The organism is Campylobacter sp. CFSAN093246 (genome assembly GCF_012889415.1).
Taxonomy (GTDB): domain Bacteria; phylum Campylobacterota; class Campylobacteria; order Campylobacterales; family Campylobacteraceae; genus Campylobacter_D; species Campylobacter_D jejuni.
The window spans coordinates 317,991-340,262 of the sequence record NZ_CP040613.1 but is presented as its reverse complement, the minus strand read 5'-3'; the positions used below and the strand labels follow the sequence as shown (position 1 = coordinate 340,262).

At 30.1% G+C, this 22,272-nt stretch carries 25 protein-coding genes; 11 read left to right on the top strand and 14 right to left on the bottom strand.

Annotation, left to right across the window (positions count from 1 at the left end):
- Position 1 precedes the first annotated feature (1 nt).
- The 6 genes from FBE87_RS01795 to rpsU form a co-directional block, all read right to left on the bottom strand.
- Positions 2-478 (bottom strand): hypothetical protein, encoded by a 477-nt coding sequence (locus FBE87_RS01795; protein WP_002854442.1) that lies wholly within the window; start codon positions 476-478, stop codon positions 2-4.
- An 8-nt stretch (positions 479-486) separates the two neighbouring features.
- Positions 487-978 (bottom strand): YajQ family cyclic di-GMP-binding protein, encoded by a 492-nt coding sequence (locus FBE87_RS01790; protein WP_002854188.1) that lies wholly within the window; start codon positions 976-978, stop codon positions 487-489.
- A complete protein-coding gene (locus FBE87_RS01785) occupies positions 968-1,903 on the bottom strand; it encodes a D-2-hydroxyacid dehydrogenase (RefSeq protein WP_057033415.1) in 936 nt (311 codons plus the stop codon). The genes FBE87_RS01790 and FBE87_RS01785 overlap by 11 nt, the downstream gene beginning before the upstream one ends.
- 3 nt (positions 1,904-1,906) lie before the next feature.
- The gene (locus FBE87_RS01780; RefSeq protein WP_002868684.1) at positions 1,907-3,076 is read right to left on the bottom strand and encodes a glutathionylspermidine synthase family protein; all 1,170 of its coding nucleotides are present in this window, start codon (positions 3,074-3,076) and stop codon (positions 1,907-1,909) included.
- A gap of 9 nt (positions 3,077-3,085) precedes the next feature.
- The gene (locus FBE87_RS01775) at positions 3,086-3,691 is read right to left on the bottom strand and encodes a UPF0323 family lipoprotein (RefSeq protein WP_002869745.1); all 606 of its coding nucleotides are present in this window, start codon (positions 3,689-3,691) and stop codon (positions 3,086-3,088) included.
- A gap of 119 nt (positions 3,692-3,810) precedes the next feature.
- Positions 3,811-4,023 (bottom strand): 30S ribosomal protein S21, encoded by a 213-nt coding sequence (rpsU, locus tag FBE87_RS01770; protein ID WP_002780697.1) that lies wholly within the window; start codon positions 4,021-4,023, stop codon positions 3,811-3,813.
- Between the two features lie 160 nt (positions 4,024-4,183).
- On the opposite strand from rpsU, the gene ccoG reads away from it, so the two are divergent.
- The 5 genes from ccoG (at position 4,184) to cmeC (ending at position 11,969) form a co-directional block, all read left to right on the top strand.
- Complete coding sequence (ccoG, locus tag FBE87_RS01765) at positions 4,184-5,560, top strand: cytochrome c oxidase accessory protein CcoG (protein ID WP_002868682.1); 1,377 nt, start codon at positions 4,184-4,186, stop codon at positions 5,558-5,560.
- Entirely contained in the window at positions 5,547-6,179 is a 633-nt protein-coding gene (gene cmeR / locus FBE87_RS01760) for a multidrug efflux system transcriptional regulator CmeR (RefSeq protein ID WP_002886252.1), read from the top strand. The genes ccoG and cmeR overlap by 14 nt, the downstream gene beginning before the upstream one ends.
- Positions 6,180-6,272: 93 nt before the next feature.
- Complete coding sequence (gene cmeA / locus FBE87_RS01755) at positions 6,273-7,376, top strand: multidrug efflux RND transporter periplasmic adaptor subunit CmeA (protein ID WP_002886250.1); 1,104 nt, start codon at positions 6,273-6,275, stop codon at positions 7,374-7,376.
- Positions 7,376-10,498 carry a multidrug efflux RND transporter permease subunit CmeB gene (gene cmeB, locus FBE87_RS01750; RefSeq protein ID WP_168977214.1) on the top strand — a complete coding sequence of 1,041 codons (3,123 nt, stop codon included), beginning with the start codon at positions 7,376-7,378 and terminating at the stop codon, positions 10,496-10,498. Before cmeA ends, cmeB begins: the two co-directional genes overlap by 1 nt.
- Positions 10,491-11,969, top strand: a complete 1,479-nt coding sequence (cmeC, locus tag FBE87_RS01745) for a multidrug efflux transporter outer membrane subunit CmeC (RefSeq protein WP_002859456.1) — start codon at positions 10,491-10,493, stop codon at positions 11,967-11,969. The genes cmeB and cmeC overlap by 8 nt, the downstream gene beginning before the upstream one ends.
- A 22-nt stretch (positions 11,970-11,991) precedes the next feature.
- On the opposite strand, the gene cmeU is transcribed toward cmeC, so the two are convergent.
- Positions 11,992-12,243: a CmeU family protein gene (gene cmeU / locus FBE87_RS01740; RefSeq protein WP_002859455.1), complete on the bottom strand. Its 252-nt coding sequence runs from the start codon at positions 12,241-12,243 to the stop codon at positions 11,992-11,994.
- Positions 12,244-12,370: 127 nt separating this feature from the next.
- On the opposite strand from cmeU, the gene FBE87_RS01735 reads away from it, so the two are divergent.
- Positions 12,371-13,717: a coproporphyrinogen III oxidase family protein gene (locus tag FBE87_RS01735; protein WP_168977213.1), complete on the top strand. Its 1,347-nt coding sequence runs from the start codon at positions 12,371-12,373 to the stop codon at positions 13,715-13,717.
- Here FBE87_RS01735 and hemJ read toward each other — a convergent pair.
- From hemJ to FBE87_RS01715, 4 genes are all read right to left on the bottom strand, one after another.
- Entirely contained in the window at positions 13,714-14,166 is a 453-nt protein-coding gene (gene hemJ / locus FBE87_RS01730; protein WP_002854237.1) for a protoporphyrinogen oxidase HemJ, read from the bottom strand. The two genes, FBE87_RS01735 and hemJ, sit on opposite strands and share 4 nt — an antisense overlap.
- The gene (gene lspA / locus FBE87_RS01725; protein WP_002875814.1) at positions 14,150-14,620 is read right to left on the bottom strand and encodes a signal peptidase II; all 471 of its coding nucleotides are present in this window, start codon (positions 14,618-14,620) and stop codon (positions 14,150-14,152) included. Before lspA ends, hemJ begins: the two co-directional genes overlap by 17 nt.
- Positions 14,613-15,950, bottom strand: a complete 1,338-nt coding sequence (gene glmM / locus FBE87_RS01720) for a phosphoglucosamine mutase (RefSeq protein WP_002875815.1) — start codon at positions 15,948-15,950, stop codon at positions 14,613-14,615. The genes lspA and glmM overlap by 8 nt, the downstream gene beginning before the upstream one ends.
- 93 nt (positions 15,951-16,043) lie before the next feature.
- Entirely contained in the window at positions 16,044-17,069 is a 1,026-nt protein-coding gene (locus tag FBE87_RS01715) for a cytochrome-c peroxidase (protein WP_002857587.1), read from the bottom strand.
- 199 nt (positions 17,070-17,268) lie between these two features.
- Here FBE87_RS01715 and plsY point away from each other — a divergent pair, with 199 nt between their 5' ends.
- The 5 genes from plsY (at position 17,269) to FBE87_RS01690 (ending at position 20,747) form a co-directional block, all read left to right on the top strand.
- Positions 17,269-17,877 (top strand): glycerol-3-phosphate 1-O-acyltransferase PlsY, encoded by a 609-nt coding sequence (plsY, locus tag FBE87_RS01710; RefSeq protein WP_002860289.1) that lies wholly within the window; start codon positions 17,269-17,271, stop codon positions 17,875-17,877.
- A complete protein-coding gene (locus FBE87_RS01705; protein ID WP_002869738.1) occupies positions 17,862-18,179 on the top strand; it encodes a dihydroneopterin aldolase in 318 nt (105 codons plus the stop codon). The genes plsY and FBE87_RS01705 overlap by 16 nt, the downstream gene beginning before the upstream one ends.
- Positions 18,180-18,257: 78 nt before the next feature.
- Positions 18,258-18,929, top strand: coding sequence for a homeostatic response regulator transcription factor HsrA (gene hsrA / locus FBE87_RS01700; protein ID WP_002851101.1), 672 nt, complete (start codon positions 18,258-18,260; stop codon positions 18,927-18,929).
- A 112-nt stretch (positions 18,930-19,041) separates the two neighbouring features.
- The gene (locus tag FBE87_RS01695) at positions 19,042-19,287 is read left to right on the top strand and encodes a YfhL family 4Fe-4S dicluster ferredoxin (RefSeq protein ID WP_002854647.1); all 246 of its coding nucleotides are present in this window, start codon (positions 19,042-19,044) and stop codon (positions 19,285-19,287) included.
- On the top strand, positions 19,287-20,747 hold the full coding sequence (locus FBE87_RS01690) for a Ppx/GppA phosphatase family protein (RefSeq protein ID WP_002858654.1): 1,461 nt from the start codon (positions 19,287-19,289) through the stop codon (positions 20,745-20,747). The genes FBE87_RS01695 and FBE87_RS01690 overlap by 1 nt, the downstream gene beginning before the upstream one ends.
- Here FBE87_RS01690 and FBE87_RS01685 read toward each other — a convergent pair.
- The 3 genes from FBE87_RS01685 to FBE87_RS01675 are packed head-to-tail and all read right to left on the bottom strand — an operon-like array spanning position 20,744 to position 22,272.
- Positions 20,744-21,541, bottom strand: coding sequence for a hypothetical protein (locus tag FBE87_RS01685; protein ID WP_002867766.1), 798 nt, complete (start codon positions 21,539-21,541; stop codon positions 20,744-20,746). The genes FBE87_RS01690 and FBE87_RS01685 overlap by 4 nt on opposite strands.
- Entirely contained in the window at positions 21,542-21,850 is a 309-nt protein-coding gene (fliN, locus tag FBE87_RS01680; protein ID WP_002868677.1) for a flagellar motor switch protein FliN, read from the bottom strand.
- Positions 21,850-22,272 (bottom strand): chemotaxis protein CheX, encoded by a 423-nt coding sequence (locus FBE87_RS01675; RefSeq protein ID WP_002854524.1) that lies wholly within the window; start codon positions 22,270-22,272, stop codon positions 21,850-21,852. Before FBE87_RS01675 ends, fliN begins: the two co-directional genes overlap by 1 nt.

The window sequence follows — 22,272 nt, the reverse complement described above, 5'->3', positions numbered from 1 at the left end:
TTTAATTTTGAATATGCGTTAAGATAATTTTAGTATGTGAAATTTTATCAAAAAAACTTACTTTATTATCACAAACTTGATAAAAAATTTCATAATTTTTTGCTTTTAAATTTTGTTCAAAACCACAATCAGTTTTTTCTAAATTTTTACCCTGCCATAAAGCATTTGCCTTTAAAATATCACTTAAAATATCATCATAATATACATTTTTAAAAAATTTTTGATTAAACACTTTTTTATCATAACACACTGCATTGATACAAATTTTATCTTTGATTTTGAGTTCAAAAAAAGCTTGCCCTAGTTTATAAACTTCTAAATTTAAAGCATTATTTTCTTTTTTTAAAAAAGCTGCGTCATTGATTTTTATCATAGGAGAAGCAATCAAAACCATCAAGCTTTGACTCGAAAAATTTTGATTTTTCACACTACAAGCACAAAGAAAAAAAATAAAACACAGAGCTAAACAATGCTTCAAATTTGACCTTATTTAAGATTTTTAAAACTGATATTTAACTCTAAATCAAGCTCTTTTACAAGCTTCATCACAGCTTGTAAATCATCAATTTGTTTTGCTACAACACGAATTTCTTCACCACGAATCGAAGAATTAACTTTAAGTTTGCTATCTTTGATAGCTTTATTGATTTTTTTGGCATTTTCACTATCAATAGCATCGTTTGCTTTCAAATTTAAACGAAACATTGCTCCACTTTCACGAGAAAGCTCTTTAATAGCATTAGGATTAATTCCTCTTTTGATAAGTTTAGAAATCACTATATCTTTTAAAACATCAAGCTTTCCTTCACTAGAAGAACTGAGTTTAAAAATACTCTCTTTTTCGCTTAAATCAATCTCACACTTAATTCCTTTTAAGTCATAACGACTATCAAGTTCTTTTTTAGCTTGTTCAAAAGCATTTTTTAACTCTTGTTTATCTAAAGCTGCTGAAATATCAAAACTATGTTCACTTGCCATTTTCTATCCATTCTTTTAAATTATTATAAACTATATCCATTAAAGCATTTAAAGCCTCCTTGCTCGCCCACGCAACATGAGGAGTGATAATAAGATTTTCTTTATTTTTAATGCTTAAAAGTGGATGATTTTTCATCATAGGTTCAATTTCTAAAACATCAAGCCCTACACGAATATTTTTTTCATCTATGATTTTAGCTAAATCATTTTCATTGACAATCCCACCTCTTCCTACATTAATCAAAATCGCATTATCTTTTAAAAGCTTTAATTCTTCAAAGGCGAGTAAATTTTTGGTTTTTTCATTTAAAGGTGCGTGGATACTTATAATATCGCAAGTTTTTAATAAATCTTTTAATTCCAAATGTACAAAATCTGCGTTTTTATTAGCTCCACTCGTAGAATAATAATAAATTTCGACTCCAAAAGCCTTTGAAATTTTTGCCACTTCTTTACCTATGGTTCCTAAACCTATAATACCATGTTTTTTACCACTTAAGGTGTTTAAAATTCTACTATAATCTGTAAAAATAGGACTTTCACACCATTTACCCTCTTTGCTCCATTTGTCATAATAAAGCACTTGATTTAAAAAAGCAAACATAAACGCAAAAGTATGTTGCACCACACTCATAGTAGAATACCCAGCAGCATTTTTTACAATAATACCTTTTTCTTTAGCATACTCAATATCGATATTATTAACCCCTGTAGCAGTTTCCAAAATGAGTTTTAAATTTTTACAAGCATCAATCACATCTTTATCAATTACAACCTTGTTTGTCATGGCGACATTAGCATCTTTTAAACGCTCTATGGTTTGCTCTTTATTTGTTGTGGTATAAATTTGCAAAGAACCAAATTTTTCAAAAACACTTAAATCATAATCCCCTAAAGTTGCCGCATCTAAACAAACAATTTTCATTTTTCAATCCTTTATAATATGTCCTACAAATTTAGAATAATTATCAAGCACAAGTCCTCCTTTTCTAAATCCTAAGCCACACCCTTCATAAGCAAAGAAAACACCTGCTTGATAGTATTCGTTTTCACATGAATTAAACTCTACATATTCTTGATAAATAGCCTTATTATTCCCATAAGGACCTACATTCTCATGCAAAGTTTTTCCATCTTTAATTATACTGATATTTGCACCTTCTCTACCAAAAACAGGTTTTTTAACATAGTTTTTACCTTCCAAAGGAGTATCTTTTGTTTCTAAAAGTAATGGATGATTTGGATAAAGTTCCCATAGAATTTTTAAAATTCCCTTAGATTGAAATAAAAGCGTATAAGCAGGATTTAAAATAATTGCTCTTTGATTACGCATGATTTGAGTTAAAAGCATGGCAAGTTCACCCTCTTCTATGGCTATATCTTCCCAAGGAATAAGCTTAAACCAATACTCATAATTTTCGCCCTCTTTAAAAATACCCTCTTCGCTAAATTCCACCTCATCCACAAAGGAAAAATTAGTTTGAAAACCTGCTTCATTGGCTATATGTGCAAGCAATTTTGTAGTGATTTCTTCTTCTTTACTTCCTGCAACACTTGAAAAAAGAATTTTCCATCCTTGATAATGCTCTTCAAACCCTTCAACACTTTCATCAAGGGTAATAAGTCTTTTAAAATTATCCATCAAACTTTCATAAATGCTATTAAATTGTGCGCTTTCATCCATTCCATTTTGTTTTAAAAGTGCCCATTGTAAAATCGCACTTTCAAAAAGAGCAGTAGGGGTATCAGCATTAAATTCTATAAGTTTTATAGGCTTGCCATCAAGTCCACCCGCTAAATCAAAACGCCCATATAAATGCCAATGAACCTCATTTTCCCAACTCATCTTAATTGCATCAATAAGATTAAAAGGAATTCCAAGCTCATCAAAACGATCATTATCAATCACTTCTTGCGCTGCAGCAATAAACATATCATAAAGCTCATTTACCGCTTCATAATAAGCATTAGCTTCACTTTCCTTAACACAAACTAACTTATTGCTAATATAATCACTTCCATCTTCATCTGTATGCCAAGAAAAACCTATATTTTCTAAATAATCTTTTTGAAGTTTATCTACTTGTAGTAATTGCATTATTTATCCTTAAGAACCAAAAGAAGAACTAGAACTTGTGGCTTTAGAGCCTCCGCCAAAAAAGCCTGATTTTTTAGCACTTGAAGCAGAGCTTGTTGTGCCTGCTTTATTAAAACTATTAACACTCCTTTGATAAGCACTTTGATTTGAAAAAGCACCGCGTTGTTGGTTGGCAAAATTTTGATTATTGAAAAGTTTTGAACCTATCCAACTTCCTAAAATAGCACCTGCAGCACTTGCGAGTAAAGTTTCCCCTAAACTCAATCCCCCACTACTGATTTGTCCATTGTCTTTAGTTAAATTTGAAGTTCCATTATCAATTTTAGCTGCTTCTTCTTTAATCAAAGCATCCATTTCTTCTTTGGATAAAATTCTTTCTGTGCCATTAAGATCTTTTAAAACTACCCTTGTTTCATCACTTGGATATTGATCTTTGATTTTATACTGCCCTGGAGCTGTTTCTTCGATAATTACAAAAGCTCCTTGAGCATTAGCTGCTTGATTTAAAGTATCTGAATTGTCATTATTACTTCTACAACCTGCTAAAGCACCTCCAGCAACAGCTGCTAAACCACCTATCATACCAATTTGAATGATTTTTTTGATTTTTTTCATAAGTTTATCCTAAAAACAGAAAATTTAAATTAGAAATTTTAACAAAAAATAATAAATACTTTTTAATTTAATACCAAATGAAGTTTGTAGATATAAAAAAGCCCTTTCGGGCTTTTGGGTTAGAGTCTTGACTCGTAGCGTCTAAGCATATAAAGTCTTTTAAGCATTTTTTTGCGTGCTGAAATTTTTTGTTTTTTGCGAATTTCAGTCATAGGCTCAAAAAATCTTCTTGCTCTTACTTCAGTCACAACTAGATTTCTATCTACTTGTTTTTTGAATTTACGATACGCTTCATCAAAAGACTCGTTAGGATGCACCTTGATTCCTGGCACAGTCCTCACCACCTTTCTGTGTAAATTTTTGTTGTGAAATATAATTATAAAACACTTCTTATTAATTCTAACTTAGAAAGCATTTAAAAATTGTTTTAGTTTTTATCGGTTATAATCCTTAATTACAAAGTACTAAAAAATTATAATTTAAGGTCTAAAAATGCAAGGACACATTACAAACTATACAAAAGAACGATATTTTGTATATTTAATTGCAAGTATTATCATATTTGCCCTACCTTTCATAAGAATTAATGAGAATCATTTTTTTCTTTTAAGTTTTGATCATTCTAAATTAAACCTATTTTTTATTTCTTTTTCAACACAAGAATTTTATCTCATGCCTTTTGTTCTTATATTTCTTTTTTTATTTATTTTTTTTATTACAACTTTAGGTGGAAGAATTTGGTGTGCTTGGAGTTGTCCACAAACGATTTTTAGAGTTATATATAGAGATATCATACAAACTAAATTTCTTAAAATTCGCAAAAATATCAATAACAAACAAAAAGAATATGAGGGACAATATTTTAAAAAATTTCTTGGAGTAATAATTTTTTATTTTATATCTTTAGTTGCTGTTAGTAATTTACTTTGGTACTTTATTCCTCCTGAAGATTTTTTCAATTATATTCAAAATCCTGGCGAGCATCTACTTTTACTTGGAATTTTATTTTGTGCTAGCTTACTTTTTACTTTGGATATTACCTATTTACAAGAAAAATTTTGTGTTTATGTCTGTCCTTATGCAAGAATACAATCTGTAATGTTCGATCATGATACAATGCAAGTGATCTACGATGAAAAACGCGGGGGCTTGATCTATGATGGACACACCAAACTTCATAAAAAACCGCCTGAGGGAGAATGCATAGGTTGCGAAGCCTGTGTTAGCATCTGTCCAACTCATATTGACATACGCAAAGGAATGCAACTTGAATGTATTAATTGTCTTGAATGTGCCGATGCTTGCTCTAAGGTTCAAAGCAAATTTAATCGTCCAAGTTTGATCAATTGGACAAGTGCAAAAGCTATTGAAACGCGTTCTAAGGTTCATTATTTAAGATTTAGAACGATAGCATATTTTATAGTTCTTCTAATTGCTTTACTGGCTTTAATCATCATGGGAAGCAAAAAAGAAAGCATGCTTTTAAATATCAATCGTAGTAGTGAATTATATAATATTTCAAATGTTAAAGGTGAATTAGTCATTTCAAATGCTTATACCTTTTTGTTTCAAAATACAGATTCTAAACCTCATGAATATTATTTTACAGCAAATTTAGAAGGAATAAATGATGGAATTGAAATCATAAGACCAAACAAACCTTTTAAATTAAAAGCAGGAGAACAAGTCAAAAAAATAGTTGTTATCAGGGCTACAAAAAATTTAGCAAATAATGATAAAAAAGACGTAATCTTTCCTTTACATATAAAAGCTTACGCAAAGGATAATGAAAAAATTTCGGTTTTTAGAAAAAGTATATTTGTATACCCTAAAAGCACTCTTATAAAGGATAAAAATGAACTCAAATAGAACACCATCACAAAAAGTTTTAGCCAGACAAGAAAAAATCAAAGCAGTGGCCTTAGAGCTTTTTTTAACAAAAGGATACCAAGAAACAAGTTTGAGTGATATTATTAAATTATCTGGAGGATCTTATTCTAATATTTATGATGGTTTTAAAAGTAAAGAAGGGCTATTCTTTGAAATTTTAGATGACATATGTAAAAAACACTTTCATCTTATTTATTCCAAAACACAAGAAATTGAAAATGGCACTTTAAAAGAAATTTTAACTTCTTTTGGTTTAGCTTTTATAGAAATTTTCAATCAACCAGAAGCTGTAGCTTTTGGTAAAATTATCTATTCTCAAGTTTATGACAAAGATAGACATCTTGCCAATTGGATAGAAAACAATCAACAAAATTTTTCCTATAACATACTTATGGATTTTTTCAAGCAACAAAATAATTCTTATATGAAAAAAAATGCAGAAAAACTTGCTGTTCTTTTTTGCACTATGTTAAAAGAACCTTATCATCATCTTAATGTTTTAATTAACGCTCCTTTGAAAAATAAAAAAGAACAAAAAGAACATGTTGAATTTGTTGTAAATGTTTTTCTAAATGGAATCAATAGCTCCAAAGCTTAAAAAATAATTTTATTAACCAAAATTAAGATATAATTAGCCAAAAATTTTTGTAATAAAATTACAATTTTTAATTTAATTTTTCAAGGCAAAACCATGAAATTATTTCAAAAAAATACTATTTTAGCTTTAGGTGTTGTGCTTTTACTCACTGCTTGCAGCAAAGAAGAAGTACCAAAAATACAAATGCCGCCTCAACCTGTAACAACCATGAGTGCTAAATCTGAAGATTTACCACTTAGTTTTACTTACCCTGCTAAACTTGTCAGTGATTATGATGTCATTATAAAACCTCAAGTTAGCGGCGTAATAGTAAATAAACTTTTTAAAGCTGGAGATAAGGTAAAAAAAGGACAAACATTATTTATTATAGAACAAGATAAATTTAAAGCTAGTGTTGATTCAGCTTACGGACAAGCTTTAATGGCTAAGGCAACTTTCGAAAATGCAAGCAAGGATTTTAATCGTTCTAAAGCTCTTTTTAGTAAAAGTGCAATCTCTCAAAAGGAATACGACTCTTCTCTTGCTACATTTAACAATTCAAAAGCTAGTCTAGCAAGTGCTAGAGCACAGCTTGCAAATGCAAGAATTGATCTAGATCATACCGAAATAAAAGCTCCTTTTGATGGTACTATAGGAGATGCTTTAGTTAATATAGGAGATTATGTAAGTGCTTCAACAACTGAACTAGTTAGAGTTACAAATTTAAATCCTATTTACGCAGATTTCTTTATTTCAGATACAGATAAACTAAATTTAGTCCGCAATACTCAAAGTGGAAAATGGGATTTAGACAGCATTCATGCAAATTTAAATCTTAATGGAGAAACCGTTCAAGGCAAACTTTATTTTATTGATTCTGTTATAGATGCTAATAGTGGAACAGTAAAAGCCAAAGCTATATTTGACAACAACAACTCAACACTTTTACCAGGTGCTTTTGCAACAATTACTTCAGAAGGTTTTATACAAAAAAATGGCTTTAAAGTGCCTCAAATAGCTGTTAAACAAAATCAAAATGATGTTTATGTTCTTCTTGTTAAAAATGGAAAAGTAGAAAAATCTTCTGTACATATAAGCTACCAAAACAATGAATATGCCATTATTGACAAAGGATTGCAAAATGGCGATAAAATCATTTTAGATAACTTTAAAAAAATTCAAGTTGGTAGCGAAGTTAAAGAAATTGGAGCACAATAATGTTTTCTAAATTTTTTATCGAAAGACCTGTTTTTGCTTCAGTTGTTGCAATTATCATTTCTTTAGCTGGAGTTATAGGTCTTACAAATTTACCTATAGAACAATATCCTTCTTTAACCCCTCCTACAGTTAAAGTAAGTGCAACTTACACAGGAGCTGATGCACAAACCATTGCTTCAACAGTTGCAAGTCCTATCGAAGATGCAATCAATGGCGCAGATAATATGATTTACATGGATTCAACTTCAAGTTCTTCAGGAACTATGAGTTTGACTGTTTATTTTGATATCGGTACAGATCCTGATCAAGCCACCATAGATGTTAATAATAGAATTTCAGCCGCAACTGCAAAAATGCCAGATGCAGTTAAAAAACTTGGAGTAACAGTTAGAAAAACTTCCTCAACAACACTTGCTGCAATTTCTATGTATTCAAGTGATGGCTCAATGAGTGCAGTAGATGTATATAACTATATCACTTTAAATGTTTTAGATGAGTTAAAAAGGGTTCCAGGAGTTGGAGATGCAAACGCTATAGGAAATCGTAATTATTCTTTAAGAATTTGGCTCAAGCCTGATTTATTAAATAAATTTGGAATCACAGCTACTGATGTAATTTCTGCGGTTAATGACCAAAATGCCCAATACGCAACTGGTAAAATTGGCGAAGAACCTGTAACCCAAAAATCCCCTTATGTTTATTCAATCACTATGCAAGGAAGACTACAAAATCCTAGTGAATTTGAAAACATTATTTTAAGAACAAATAATGATGGATCATTTTTAAGACTTAAAGATGTAGCTGATGTGGAAATAGGATCACAACAATACAGCTCACAAGGACGATTAAATGGCAATGATGCAGTTCCAATTATGATCAATCTTCAATCAGGGGCAAACGCACTCAATACAGCAAAACTTGTAGAAGCTAAAATGCAAGAACTATCAAAGAGCTTTCCTGAGGGTTTAGAATATAAGATTCCTTATGATACGACTAAATTTGTTATCGAGTCTATTAAAGAAGTTATAAAAACCTTTGTTGAAGCGTTGATTTTGGTTATTATTGTTATGTATATGTTCTTAAAGAACTTCCGCTCGACACTCATACCTATGATCGCTGTTCCTGTTTCATTGTTAGGAACTTTTGCTGGACTTTATGTTTTAGGTTTTAGTATTAACTTGCTTACGCTTTTTGCCTTGATTTTAGCTATAGGGATTGTTGTAGATGATGCGATTATAGTTGTAGAAAATATTGATAGGATTTTACATGAAAATGAGCAAATAAGCGTAAAAGATGCTGCTATCCAAGCGATGCAAGAAGTTAGCTCTCCGGTTATTTCAATTGTTCTTGTGCTTTGTGCTGTTTTTGTACCAGTTTCTTTTATATCAGGTTTTGTTGGAGAAATTCAAAGACAATTTGCTCTTACCTTAGCTATATCTGTAACCATATCAGGTTTTGTTGCTCTTACCTTAACACCTTCTTTATGTGCACTCTTTTTGCGACGCAATGAAGGAGAGCCATTTAAATTTGTAAAGAAATTTAATGATTTTTTTGATTGGAGCACCTCTGTATTTAGCGCAGGAGTAGCATATATCCTAAAAAGAACCATTCGTTTTGTTTTAATTTTTTGTATTATGCTTGGAGCAATTTTTTATCTCTATAAAGCAGTACCAAATTCTTTAGTTCCTGAAGAAGATCAAGGTTTGATGATTAGCATTATTAATCTTCCTTCAGCTTCAGCACTCCATAGAACAATTTCAGAGGTTGATCACATAAGCCAAGAAGTTTTAAAAACTAATGGAGTTAAAGATGCAATGGCTATGATAGGATTTGATCTTTTTACAAGTTCACTCAAAGAAAATGCCGCTGCAATGTTTATAGGTTTGCAAGATTGGAAAGATAGAAATGTAAGCGCTGATCAAATTATAGCCGAACTTAATAAAAAATTTGCTTTTGATCGCAATGCTTCAAGTGTATTTATAGGCTTACCTCCTATACCTGGATTAAGTATCACAGGCGGTTTTGAAATGTATGTTCAAAACAAAAGCGGAAAAAGCTATGATGAAATACAAAAAGATGTAAATAAACTTGTTGCTGTGGCCAACCAAAGAAAAGAGCTATCAAGAGTAAGAACAACCCTTGATACAACTTTCCCTCAATACAAGCTTATAATTGATAGAGATAAATTAAAACACTACAATCTTAACATGCAAGATGTTTTTAACACGATGAATGCAACTATAGGCACTTATTATGTTAATGATTTTTCTATGCTAGGTAAAAATTTCCAAGTAAATATCCGCGCAAAAGGTGATTTTAGAAATACACAAGATGCGTTAAAAAATATTTTTGTAAGATCAAATGATGGAAAAATGATACCACTTGATTCTTTCTTAACTTTACAAAGAAGTTCAGGGCCTGATGATGTAAAACGATTCAACCTTTTCCCAGCAGCACAAGTTCAAGGTCAACCCGCACCAGGTTATACTTCAGGTCAAGCTATAGAAGCGATTGCTCAAGTAGCAAAAGAAACTTTAGGGGATGATTATTCCATAGCTTGGAGTGGATCAGCTTATCAAGAAGTTTCTAGTAAAGGAACAGCAAGTTATGCTTTTGCTTTAGGTATGATATTTGTCTTTTTAATTCTAGCTGCTCAATATGAAAGATGGCTTATACCTTTAGCAGTCGTAACAGCTGTACCTTTTGCGGTATTTGGATCATTTTTATTGGTATATTTAAGAGGATTTAGCAATGATATATATTTTCAAACAGGACTTTTGCTCTTGATTGGACTTTCAGCTAAAAATGCTATCTTAATCGTAGAATTTGCAATGGAAGAGCGCTTTAAAAAAGGTAAAGGAGTTTTTGAAGCAGCTGTTGCAGCAGCAAAACTTCGTTTTCGTCCTATCATAATGACTTCTTTGGCATTTACTTTTGGGGTCTTACCAATGATTTTCGCAACAGGAGCAGGAAGTGCTTCAAGACACTCTTTAGGAACAGGGCTTGTTGGTGGAATGATCGCAGCATCAACTTTAGCGATATTCTTCGTGCCTTTATTTTTCTATCTTTTAGAAAATTTTAATGAATGGCTAGATAAAAAAAGAGGTAAGGTTCATGAATAAAATAATTTCAATTAGCACTATAGCAAGTTTTACTCTTTTGATTTCAGCTTGCTCTTTAAGTCCAAATTTAAATACTCCCGAAGCAAACTATAGCATTGATAATAAGCTTGGAGCCTTATCTTGGGAAAAAGAAAACAATAGCTCTATCACAAAAAATTGGTGGAAAGACTTTGATGATGAAAATTTAAATAAAGTGGTTGATTTAGCACTTAAAAATAATAATGATTTAAAACTTGCCTTCATACACATGGAACAAGCTGCTGCTCAATTAGGTATAGATTTTAGCAGTTTGTTGCCAAAATTTGATGGTAGTGCAAGCGGAAGTCGTGCAAAAACAGCTATAAATGCTCCAAGCAATCGAACTGGGGAAGTAAGTTACGGTAATGATTTTAAAATGGGACTTAATTTAAGCTATGAAATCGATCTTTGGGGAAAATATCGCGATACATATCGCGCCTCAAAATCAGGCTTTAAAGCAAGTGAGTATGATTATGAAGCTGCAAGACTTTCTGTTATTTCAAATACAGTTCAAACTTATTTTAATCTTGTAAATGCTTATGAAAATGAAAATGCTCTTAAAGAAACCTATGAATCGGCAAAAGAAATTTATAGGATTAATGATGAAAAATTTCAAGTTGGTGCTGTAGGTGAATATGAACTTGCTCAAGCAAGAGCCAACTTAGAAAGTATGGCTTTGCAATATAATGAAGCAAAGTTAAATAAAGAAAATTACCTTAAAGCTTTAAAAATTTTAACTTCAAATGATTTAAATGACATACTTTACAAAAATCAAAGCTATCAAGTTTTTAATCTTAAAGAATTTGACATTCCAACTGGAATTTCAAGTACCATCTTGCTTCAACGTCCAGATATTGGCTCTTCTTTAGAAAAATTAACTCAGCAAAATTATCTTGTTGGAGTAGCTCGCACGGCTTTCTTACCTAGCCTTTCTTTAACAGGATTATTGGGATTTGAAAGCGGGGATTTAGATACCTTGGTTAAAGGAGGTTCTAAGACTTGGAATATAGGTGGAAACTTTACTCTGCCTATTTTTCATTGGGGTGAAATTTACCAAAATGTAAATTTAGCCAAGCTTAATAAAGATGAAGCTTTTGTAAATTATCAAAATACTTTGATTACTGCTTTTGGAGAAATTCGCTATGCTTTAGTAGCTAGAAAAACTATACGCTTACAATACGATAATGCACAAGCAAGCGAACAATCTTACAAAAGAATCTATGAAATTGCTAAAGAACGCTATGATATAGGAGAAATGTCTTTGCAAGATTATTTAGAGGCACGTCAAAATTGGCTTAATGCTGCCGTTGCTTTTAATAATACTAAATATTCTTATGCCAATTCCATAGTAGATGTAATCAAAGCATTTGGTGGAGGATTTGAGCAAAATGAAGACACGAGTAAAAATATAAAAGAAGAATCAAAAAATTTAGATATATCTTTTAGAGAATAGTTCGTTCTATTCTCTAAATAAATTAAAAATCTTTATCTAAATCTGTATCTGTAATTTCATAAACCTTGTAAATAGCAGGCAATAATTTTCTTATAGCATAATCAAAATGATAAAATTGCTTATATACCTCTTCTGGATTTAAATTTTTAGCATTCTTAAAATCAAATACTTCAGTATCATTGATTTTGGCAATATTTTCATCAAAATAAGAGTAAAACTCTGCTCTTTGTTTAAACAAAGCATTTAAATTTTGAACAATTTTGGCTTTATCCATTTTATATCCTTTTTAAATAATTTAAAAACTTAATCCCATTTTTTATTTAAGAAATAAAAAATTTACTCCTATTTTAGCTAAAAATTGATAAAGTTATATCTTAAATATTTTAATATATAGGCCACTTATGAATTTATTTCAAAATTTAGCTTTAAAATACTCTCATACTATGATGGAAAAATCCCTCCAAAAAGGTTTCAATGTCGAACTTTTAAAACAACCCGAAGAAAAAATTCCAAAACAAGACAAAAGCTATATGCTTTATGCCCATGTACCTTTTTGCCATACTTTTTGTCCTTATTGTAGCTTTCATAAATATTATTATGATGAAAATTTAGCCAAAGTATATTTTCAAAATCTTAGAGAAGAAATTAAAATCATGAAAAATAAAGGTTTTGATTTTACCTCCATGTATGTGGGTGGTGGTACAACACTGATTGATGAAGAGGAATTATTAAAAACCTTAGAACTTTGTAAAAAGTTATTTAATATAAAAGAAATTTCATGCGAAAGCGATCCAAATCATATTGATCCAAATAAGCTTTCTATGTTTAAAGGTATAATTGATCGTTTAAGTTGCGGGATTCAAAGTTTTGATGATGAAACTTTGAAAAAAGTGGCAAGATATAATAAATTTGGTTCATCTAAAGAACTTCAAGAAAAAATTTCAAAAGCTTTAGGAATTTTACCTATTTTTAGTATAGATCTTATTTTCAATCTTCCAGGACAAAACGAAAAACAACTTTTAAATGACTTAGAAATTGCTAAAAATTTAGCCCCGCAACAAATCACAACCTATCCTTTAATGAAATCAAATCTTACCAAAGATAATATCGCTAAAAGTCTAGGAGTGAGCATTAAAGATAATGAATTTGCTTATTATCAAATCATACGAGAATTTTTTAAAGACTATACCCAAAACAATGGTTGGAGTTTTTCTTTAGAAAAAAACAAGCTTAATGACGAATATGTCAGTTCTCATCATGAATACCTAGGAGTAGGCAGCGGAGCTTTTAGCTTTTTAGATGGGGAGCTTTTAATCAATGCATTTAATCTAAATGATTATGCTAAATTTATACAAGAAAAACAAAATGCTAATATAGCCAAAGCTTGTTTTGATAAAAAAGAAATTATCAAATATGTCTTTTTAACTGAAATTTTTTCAGGGAAAATAGAAATTGATAAATTTAATAAAACTCTAAATTGCAATCTCGAAAAAGAACTTTTCATAGAACTTTTAGGACTTAAAACAAGTGGTGCCATCATAAAAGATCAAAATGCTTTAATCGCAACTGAATTTGGTCAATATCTTTTTGTGGTTTTAATGAAAGATTTTTACACAGGAATGGATCTTGTGCGCGCAGTATTTAGAGATGATAAGCGTCTTAAAAATAAAGATTATATCGATATCATGAAAGAAAATATTGATCCGCTTAACTCCGCTAGTATGGAATTTAAAGCGGAGACAAACTAAAAGGGACGAACAACCATCATTAAAGCGATGATAATAAACATTATAGTTGGAAATTCATTATAAATTCTAAAATATTTTCCACTTTTAGTAGAAGTATCATTTGCTAAAGCTTTTAAACAATAATAATTATGTATATGAAAAATAATCAAAAGTGTAACACAGGTAAGTTTAACATGCATAAAACCCGCACCTACCATTAAAACTTCCTTATGAGCATGCAACATTAAACTTCCTGTGATTAAAGTCACAATCATGGCAGGAGTTTGTATATAATAATAAAGCTTTCTTTCTTGAATTTTTACAACCTCGACAAAACCTTTATTGTCTTTATGTTCAGCATGATACACAAAAAGACGAGGTAAATAAAAAAGACCCGCCATCCAAGAAACAAATGCCAAATAATGCACCCATTTAATCCAAAAATAATAATCATTAATCCATTCTGTCATCTTTTTTCCTTTTTTTAAATATTTCTTGTATTAAAATCAAAGCCACACTTATATTTATCATGACATCTGCAACATTAAAAATAGCAAAATTAAACCATTTATGCCAAAAAAACATATCCACTACACCTCCATGTATAAAACGATCCAATAAATTTGAAACGCCGGCACCAAGCATCATTCCAAAAGCTATGCTATGAGTTTTTAAAAGTGTTCTTTGCCAAAAAAGATAAATAAAAAGCACGCCAATTAAAGCAAGATGTAAATATTTTAAATTATGTTCTAAAAAACTCAACATTGAAAAAGCTACGCCTGTATTTAGAGCATAAGTTAAATCTAGGTATTCACTCTGCCATCTAAATCCTGCTAAAGTTAAGGATTTTACCCATTGATCAAGGGCAAAAACCAAAACAAAGGCACCCCAAAAATAAAAAATAAATTTAAAAGTTTTAGTCATTTAAAGCTTTCTTAAAAAACTCCACAACATTTTTCATTTCTTTTTCTAAGAGCTTAATATCTCTGGCTTCTAGTAAAAGTCTTATCAAATTTTCTGTTCCAGAATAGCGAAATAAGGTATTAATATTTTTATTTTCTAAATCTTTTTTTAATTCTTTTAAACCTTTAATTTTATCTAAATCTTTTTTTTCTGCAATTTTAAGATTGGTTAAAAGCTGAGGATAAGGTTTGACTTGACCCAAAATAGAGCTTGCAGATTTTTTCTTAGAAAGCATTAAAGCACTAAATTGCAAGGCGGCTATCAAACCATCTCCAGTTTTTGCATAATCACTAAAAATAATATGCCCACTTTGCTCTCCACCAAAATTTCCACCATTGGCTTTTAATTTTTCAAGCACATATTTATCGCCCACATTACAAGTATCAAGTTCTATACCATGTTTATTTAAAAATTCTTTTAAAGCACCATTACTCATTATAGTGGCTACAACACTTGATTGTAATTTACCTTGTTCTTTAAGATAAAGTGCTAAAACCCCTAATAAACTATCTCCATTAGCCACTTCGCCTTTTTCATCTACAACCACCAAACGATCTGCATCACCATCAAAAGCAAAGCCCACATCTGCACGCAAACGCTTTACCTCAGCAGCTAAATTTGCAGGATGTAAAGCTCCACAATTTTCATTGATATTAAGTCCATTAGGTTTATCGCTCATTACTATAACTTCAGCACCTAATTCCTTAAAAACAGTAGGTGCTACCTTATAAGCTGCCCCATGAGCCACATCTAAAACCACACGCAAAGACTTTAAAGTAAGATCTTTTGGAAAAGAATTTTTAATAGAAACAATATACCTTCCTATAACATCATCAATTCTTTTCGCTTGACCAATTTTCTCCATATCTACCTTAGAGGCTTGTATAAGCTTATCATCAAAATAAATTTCTTCTATTTTTTTCTCTATATCTTCACTGAGTTTGTTTCCATGAGCATCAAAAAATTTAATACCATTATCATAATAAGGATTGTGAGAAGCTGAAATCATAATCCCTGCATCACAACGCATATCTTCAGTTAAGAATGCAATCGCAGGAGTTGGCATAGGACCAATTTGTATAACATTATATCCTATAGAAGTAAGCCCTGAAACAATAGCATTTTCTATCATATAGCCGCTTCTTCTTGTATCTTTTCCTACTAAGATATTATTAGTAATACTTTTATCTTTAAAATAAATACCCGCAGCCATTGCTAAACGCATAGCCAAAAAACTATCTAAAAATTCACCCGCTTTTCCACGAACTCCATCAGTTCCAAAAAGTTTCATTGCAAACCTTTCTAGCAAAATTTAAAGACAATTATAACAAAGCTAAGATAAAGAAATTTAAACAAGCTCTAAAATTAGAGCTTGTTTGGAACCTTATAGTTCAGGTTTAGGAGTTTTTTCAGTAGAAATAGGAAGTTGTGGATAAACAATTGCTGGTTTTGTTCCTGTTAAAGATTTTAAGAAAGTTTCAATACTTTTTGCTTCTTTATCAGAAATTTTAATGCCAAGTTGCACACTACCCATTTCCTTAATAGCATCTTTTAAATTCCAAATCGCACCATTATGAAAATATGGAGCAGTTTCAGCAACATTTCTTAAAGTTGGAGTTTTTACCATGCCATTTGCATCACCTTTAAAATCACCTAAATTTGCAAATTTATATTTACCAGCAACTTCAAACGCTTGCATATTGCCACCTAAATTCACACCATTATGACAAGCTACACAACCTTTATCTATAAAAAGCTTTAAGCCTTTTTGTTCTTCTTTTGTTAAAGCTTTTTCATCGCCTTCTAAAAATTTATCAAAACGAGATGGAGTGATCAAAGTTCTTTCAAAATTTGCAATTGCATCAGCAATATTGTCAAAATTTACACCGCTTTTACCATAGATTTTTTTAAACTCACTCACATATTCAGGCAAAGATGAAATTTTTTCTACTGCAAGTTTAGCAGGAGTTGCCATTTCAGGATCAGCTTGGATTGGACCTTTAGCTTGATCGGCTAATGTTCCTGCACGACCATCCCAAAATTGAGTATTATTTAAAACTGCATTATAAACTGTTGGTGAATTTAAATGATGAGGATTTGCTGTCCATTTATGACCTATTGCAGTACTGATTCCATCTGTTCCACCAAGTCCTACATTATGACAGGTATTACAAGAAATGATACCACTTTTTGAAAGACGTGGTTCAAAATAGAGCTTTTTGCCAAGCTCTGCTTTTTCAAGAGTAAATTCACTAGCCTTTACTCCATTTTGTTTTAAAATTTCATCAACGCCTTTTTGATCTTTTGGTAAGGCAACAAGACCTGAATTTTTAGCTTCATCTATAAGACTTGCAGCATTTAAGCTTGAAAAAGCAACTAAGGATGCGATTAGCAATGATTTTACTTTCATTTATAAACTCCTATTAAAGATAAATTAAAATAAAATAATAATCATTTAGAGCTTAAATAAAAATAAATATTATTAAAAAATATTTACAATTAATTAATACTATTTTTATCTTAAAAATTATTTTTTGTTTATTTATTTTCATAAGATATAATTTTTAGTTATAAATCTTAAAATTTTAAGATGATTTGAAAAGGATATTATGGAAAATTTAATAATTTACGCTTTTATATATCTTTTAGGTTCAATCCCTTTTGGGCTAATCCTAGCTAAATTTTTTGCTAAAACTGATATCAAAAAAGAAGGTTCAAAAAGTATAGGAGCAACCAATGTTTTAAGAGTAGTAAAAGAAAAAAATCCCAAACTAGCAAAAAAACTTGCCATTGCTACAATAATTTTAGATTTTGCAAAAGCAGCTATTCCTTTACTAATCTTGAAATTTCTTCATTATGATCAAGCTTTGCTTTGGAGCGTCGCAGTTTTGGCTATTTTTGGACACTGTTTTTCAATTTACTTGTTATTTGAAGGAGGGAAAGGCATAGCAACAGGAGCAGGCGCTATGATAGTTTTACTTCCATTGGAAGTGCTTACAGCATTTATTGTGTGGGTAGTTATTGGAAAAATTTTTAAAATATCTTCGCTAGCTTCTTTGGCAGCGTTACTTGCTTTTGTTATAAGTTCTTTTATATTTAATTATGACTTAGAAATTCATACACATGCACCCGTTTTCATTATCGCTTTTATTATAGTATATAAACATCTACCTAATATTAAAAGATTGATTTTTAAAGAAGAATGCAAAGTCATATAAAAATAAAATTTCACTTTAAGTGTATCATTGGTATATTAGATTTCGAAAGAAAAAAAAAACAAAAAATTATTATCAAGCTTAAAGCTAAAGCAAATGAATTTTTAAATTATGCAGAGGTAATTACCAAAATTAAAACATGGTATAAAAAAGAAGAATTTTACACCCTTGAAGAGTCTTTAGACTTTGTAAGCTTAAATTTAAAAAAAGATTTTCCTAATTTAACCAATCTTAACATAAAAATTTTCAAACCCCATATAATAAAAAATGCTACAGTTGGGGTTAAATTGAAAAAAAAATATTAATTTTTTTTTAAAGATATCTAAACATTTACTTAAGCTATGATATAATTCTTTAAATTTTTCTTAATAAGGATAGAACAAATGAGAATTTTAGTTATAGAAGATGAGATTAGCCTAAATAAAACAATTATAGACAATCTTAATGAATTTGGTTATCAAACTGATTCTTCTGAAAATTTTAAAGATGGAGAATACTTTATCGGCATTAGACATTATGATTTAGTTTTAGCAAACTGGACTTTACCTGATGGAGATGGAGCGGAACTTGTTAACACTATTAAGCATAAATCTCCAAGAACTTCAGTTATGATTATGTCTTCAAAAACAGACAAAGAAACAGAAATCAAAGCTTTGAAAGCTGGAGCTGATGATTTTGTTACAAAACCTTTAGATTTTGATATTCTACTCGCAAGAATTGAAGCAAGACTAAGACTTGGCGGAACCAATGTTATTAAAATTGAAGACTTAGTTATTGATCCAGATGAGGAAAAAATTACTTATAAAGATCAAGATATAGAACTTAAAGGAAAACCTTTTGAAGTTTTAACGCACTTAGCAAGACATTCGGATCAAATTGTATCCAAAGAACAACTTTTAGATGCCATCTGGGAAGAACCTGAGCTAGTAACTCCAAATGTTATCGAAGTAGCTATCAATCAAATTCGTCAAAAAATGGATAAACCATTAAATATATCTACCATAGAAACAGTTCGTCGTAGAGGATACCGTTTCTGCTTCCCTAAAAAATCTTAACAATTTTGCACCTTCGGTGCAAAAAATTTATCTTTATTTCTATTTTTATATTTTATTTAAGTTTGGTTATTGTATAAACTAAAATTATTTTTTAAATTTTTGAAAGGTTATGATGTCTCTTTTAATTACAAAAGACTGCGTATGTTGTGATGCTTGCAGAGAAGAATGTCCTGATGAAGCTATTTATGAAAATAGTCCAATTTATGTAATAGACCCTGATCTTTGTTCAGAGTGCGTTAATGATTTTTCAGAGCCTGCCTGTATTGTTGCTTGCCCATATGAATGTATCATTCCTGATCCTGATAATGTAGAAACTATAGAAGAATTAAAACTCAAACATAGAGATAGAGAATTTTAATGGCAAAAAAAACAGCCGTTGTTGATCTTGGCTCAAACTCCATTAGAATGGTGATTTTTGAAAAAACTTCTAGATATGGTTTTTATACAACTTGCGAATACAAACGCAAAGTAAGACTTGGAGAAAATGCTTATAATAATGGCAAAATTCTCCAAGAAGAAGCCATGCAAAGAGCCGAAGATGCCTTAGCTTTTTTCAAACAATGCGCTTTAAAGCATAAGTGCAAAAAAATATTTATAGTAGGCACATCAGCCTTAAGAGATGCCCCAAATTCAAAAAATTTCATTAAAAGAATCAAAGATAATCTGTCTTTAAATATACGCTGTATAGATGGAAAAAGCGAAAGTTACTTAGGTGGTCTTGCAGCTCTAAATTTATTAAGTCCTTTTAAGGATGGAACCACTTTAGACATAGGTGGTGGTTCTAGTGAATTGTGTTTAATAAAAAATAATAGAATTATTTCTTGCATATCTCTTGATATTGGCACTGTTAGGCTAAAAGAATTGTTCTATGATACTGGAAAAATGGATTCTTTAGAAGAATTTATAAAACCAATTTTAGAACAAATTCCTAAAGAATTTTACAATCAAAACCTTATTGCAATAGGTGGAAGCTTAAGAGCAATATCTAATTCCATCATGCAAAAAAATTCCTATCCACTGAAAAATTTACATGATTTTCGCTATATGCTAGATGAAGAAAAAGGACATATTTTAAAAATTTTTAATTCAAACTTAGACTCTTTAATCAATTTTGGCATAAAAAAGGATCGTTTTGATACCATTAAAGAGGGTATATTTATTTTTTTAAAGATTGCGGAAAAAATAAAAGCCAAACAAGTTATCACGAGTGGGGTTGGAATCAGAGAAGGAGTTTATTTGCAAGATTTACTTCGTCCTAAAATCACATTTCCACCAAATTTCAATCCCAGTTTAAAATGTTTGCAAGATAAATTTTTACAATCAAAACAAAAAAATAAAACTCCACATTTTGCTCTGCAAATTTTTACAACCCTTAAAAATCTTCATAAACTTAACGATAACTATAAGCATACTTTACTAAATGCTGCCAAATTATGCCATATTGGAGAATATTTAAATTTCTATTTTGCTAATGAACACTCTGCTCATTTTGTACTAGGTGGATTAAATTATGGATTTTCGCATAAAGAAAAAGCTTTAATTGCTAGTATTATTAAGCTTAATGGAAAAAAAGTTAATCCTTATAATCTTGAACCCTATAAACAACTTTTACCCAATATTCATACCATTTCATGGCTTAATTTTATTTTGTGCTTAGCTAAAACTTTAAGCACAAATGAAGATAAGATTGATTTTGCTTTTGCAAACAATACTCTTTATATATATCAAGAAAACAAAATTCTTAATTTACCCAAAGATGAGCTCAAAAAAATTGCAAAACCAGCTACCATAGCATTAGCAATCAATCAAAAAATTTAAGATTTTTTACCTTTTTGACGCTGCTCTATAAGATTTTGAATTCTTTTTTTATTCTCTTCAAAAAAAGAATCAAAATTTTTCTCTGTTTTTTCTGTATGTTTTATTGTTTGTTCCTCTGGAATTTCAACACTTTCTAAAAGCACATTGGAATTACCTATTATCATTGTATAACGTTTATTAGCGTGATCAAAAATAACAAGTTGATTATTTTTATCTAAAAATCTTTGGAAAATCATAGTAAAATCTCTAGAAACATTGTTATTTTTATAAACCATAGTCTTTTTAAACCACCAAAGCACTATTAACAAAATAACTAAAATTAGCATTACTAAGATATAATTTGTATAATCATACCCTTCTAAACTTGTACTTTTTGGTTTAGGCATTAATTCTTGAGAATTATTCACAGTAGTTGTAGGTACAGATTCGATATTTGCTTTTCCTTGCTCTATAGCTCGTATCCTTACTCCAAATTTATCATTGATAGAGCTAAGTTCTAAATTAATATTTTGTTTGTTTTGTAGTATAATATAGGTATTATTATTTTTAGAACTAATACTAATTTTATCTACAAGTTGAGAGTTAAGTTCTTTTAATTCATCTTTAGAATACGTTAAATCACTAAAAGTTAAAAGAGTTAAATTTTTTTCTTTTTTTTGAGAAATCTTGCCATTATAGGCATTATCAAAAGAAAGCATTAAATCTACTCGATCATTTCTATCGTAGATATTAAAACTAATCAGCTCAACACTATATAAAGGTAAAATTAAAAAAAATAATACTAGCAATCTCATTTAAATTTCTTTTTTAAAGTATTGAAGCACAGTCTTAGAATCCAAAATTTCATTAATTCTTATAGCGAGATTTTTTTCATAAACCATAACCTCGCCTTTGCCAAAAATTCTTTTATTGATATAAAGCTCAACGCTTTCTCCAGCAGGCTTTTCAAGATCAATAACCGAACCTACTTCAAGTTTTAAAAGCTCCGCTACACTCATATTTGTAGTTCCAAGCTCGCTTACAAAATCTACTGTAATATCTAAGATATCTTCATAAGATTGTAAAAGCCCATGATGAATGCTAAACTCTATATCATCGCTCATTATTTGCAATATCCTATTCTAAAATAACAATTTTCAAATTTATAAGTTAAAGCTTCATCTAGAACTATTTCAGAAAAATCAACTTTTCCTAAATATTCCGGAATTCCGAGTTTATACTCGTCATCACCCTTGGCATCATTTAACAAATTTTTAGCATAACCTATAATCTGATTGGCACATTCTTTAGTTAAATCGCACCAGTCATCTTCTTTAAATTTTTCATCATTAATTAAAATTTCTGCAATTTTTTTTAAAAATTCTTTTGGAAAAAATAAATAAAAATTACATTCTCCTTCGCTTTTGCCCATGATAGGAATACTCGCTCCATAAAGTTCACCGCTTATATCTTGAGCTGCTTCAATGCGAAGTCTTAAGATATGCTCGCAAAAATGAGTGATGGAATACTCAAGAATCTTTAACAT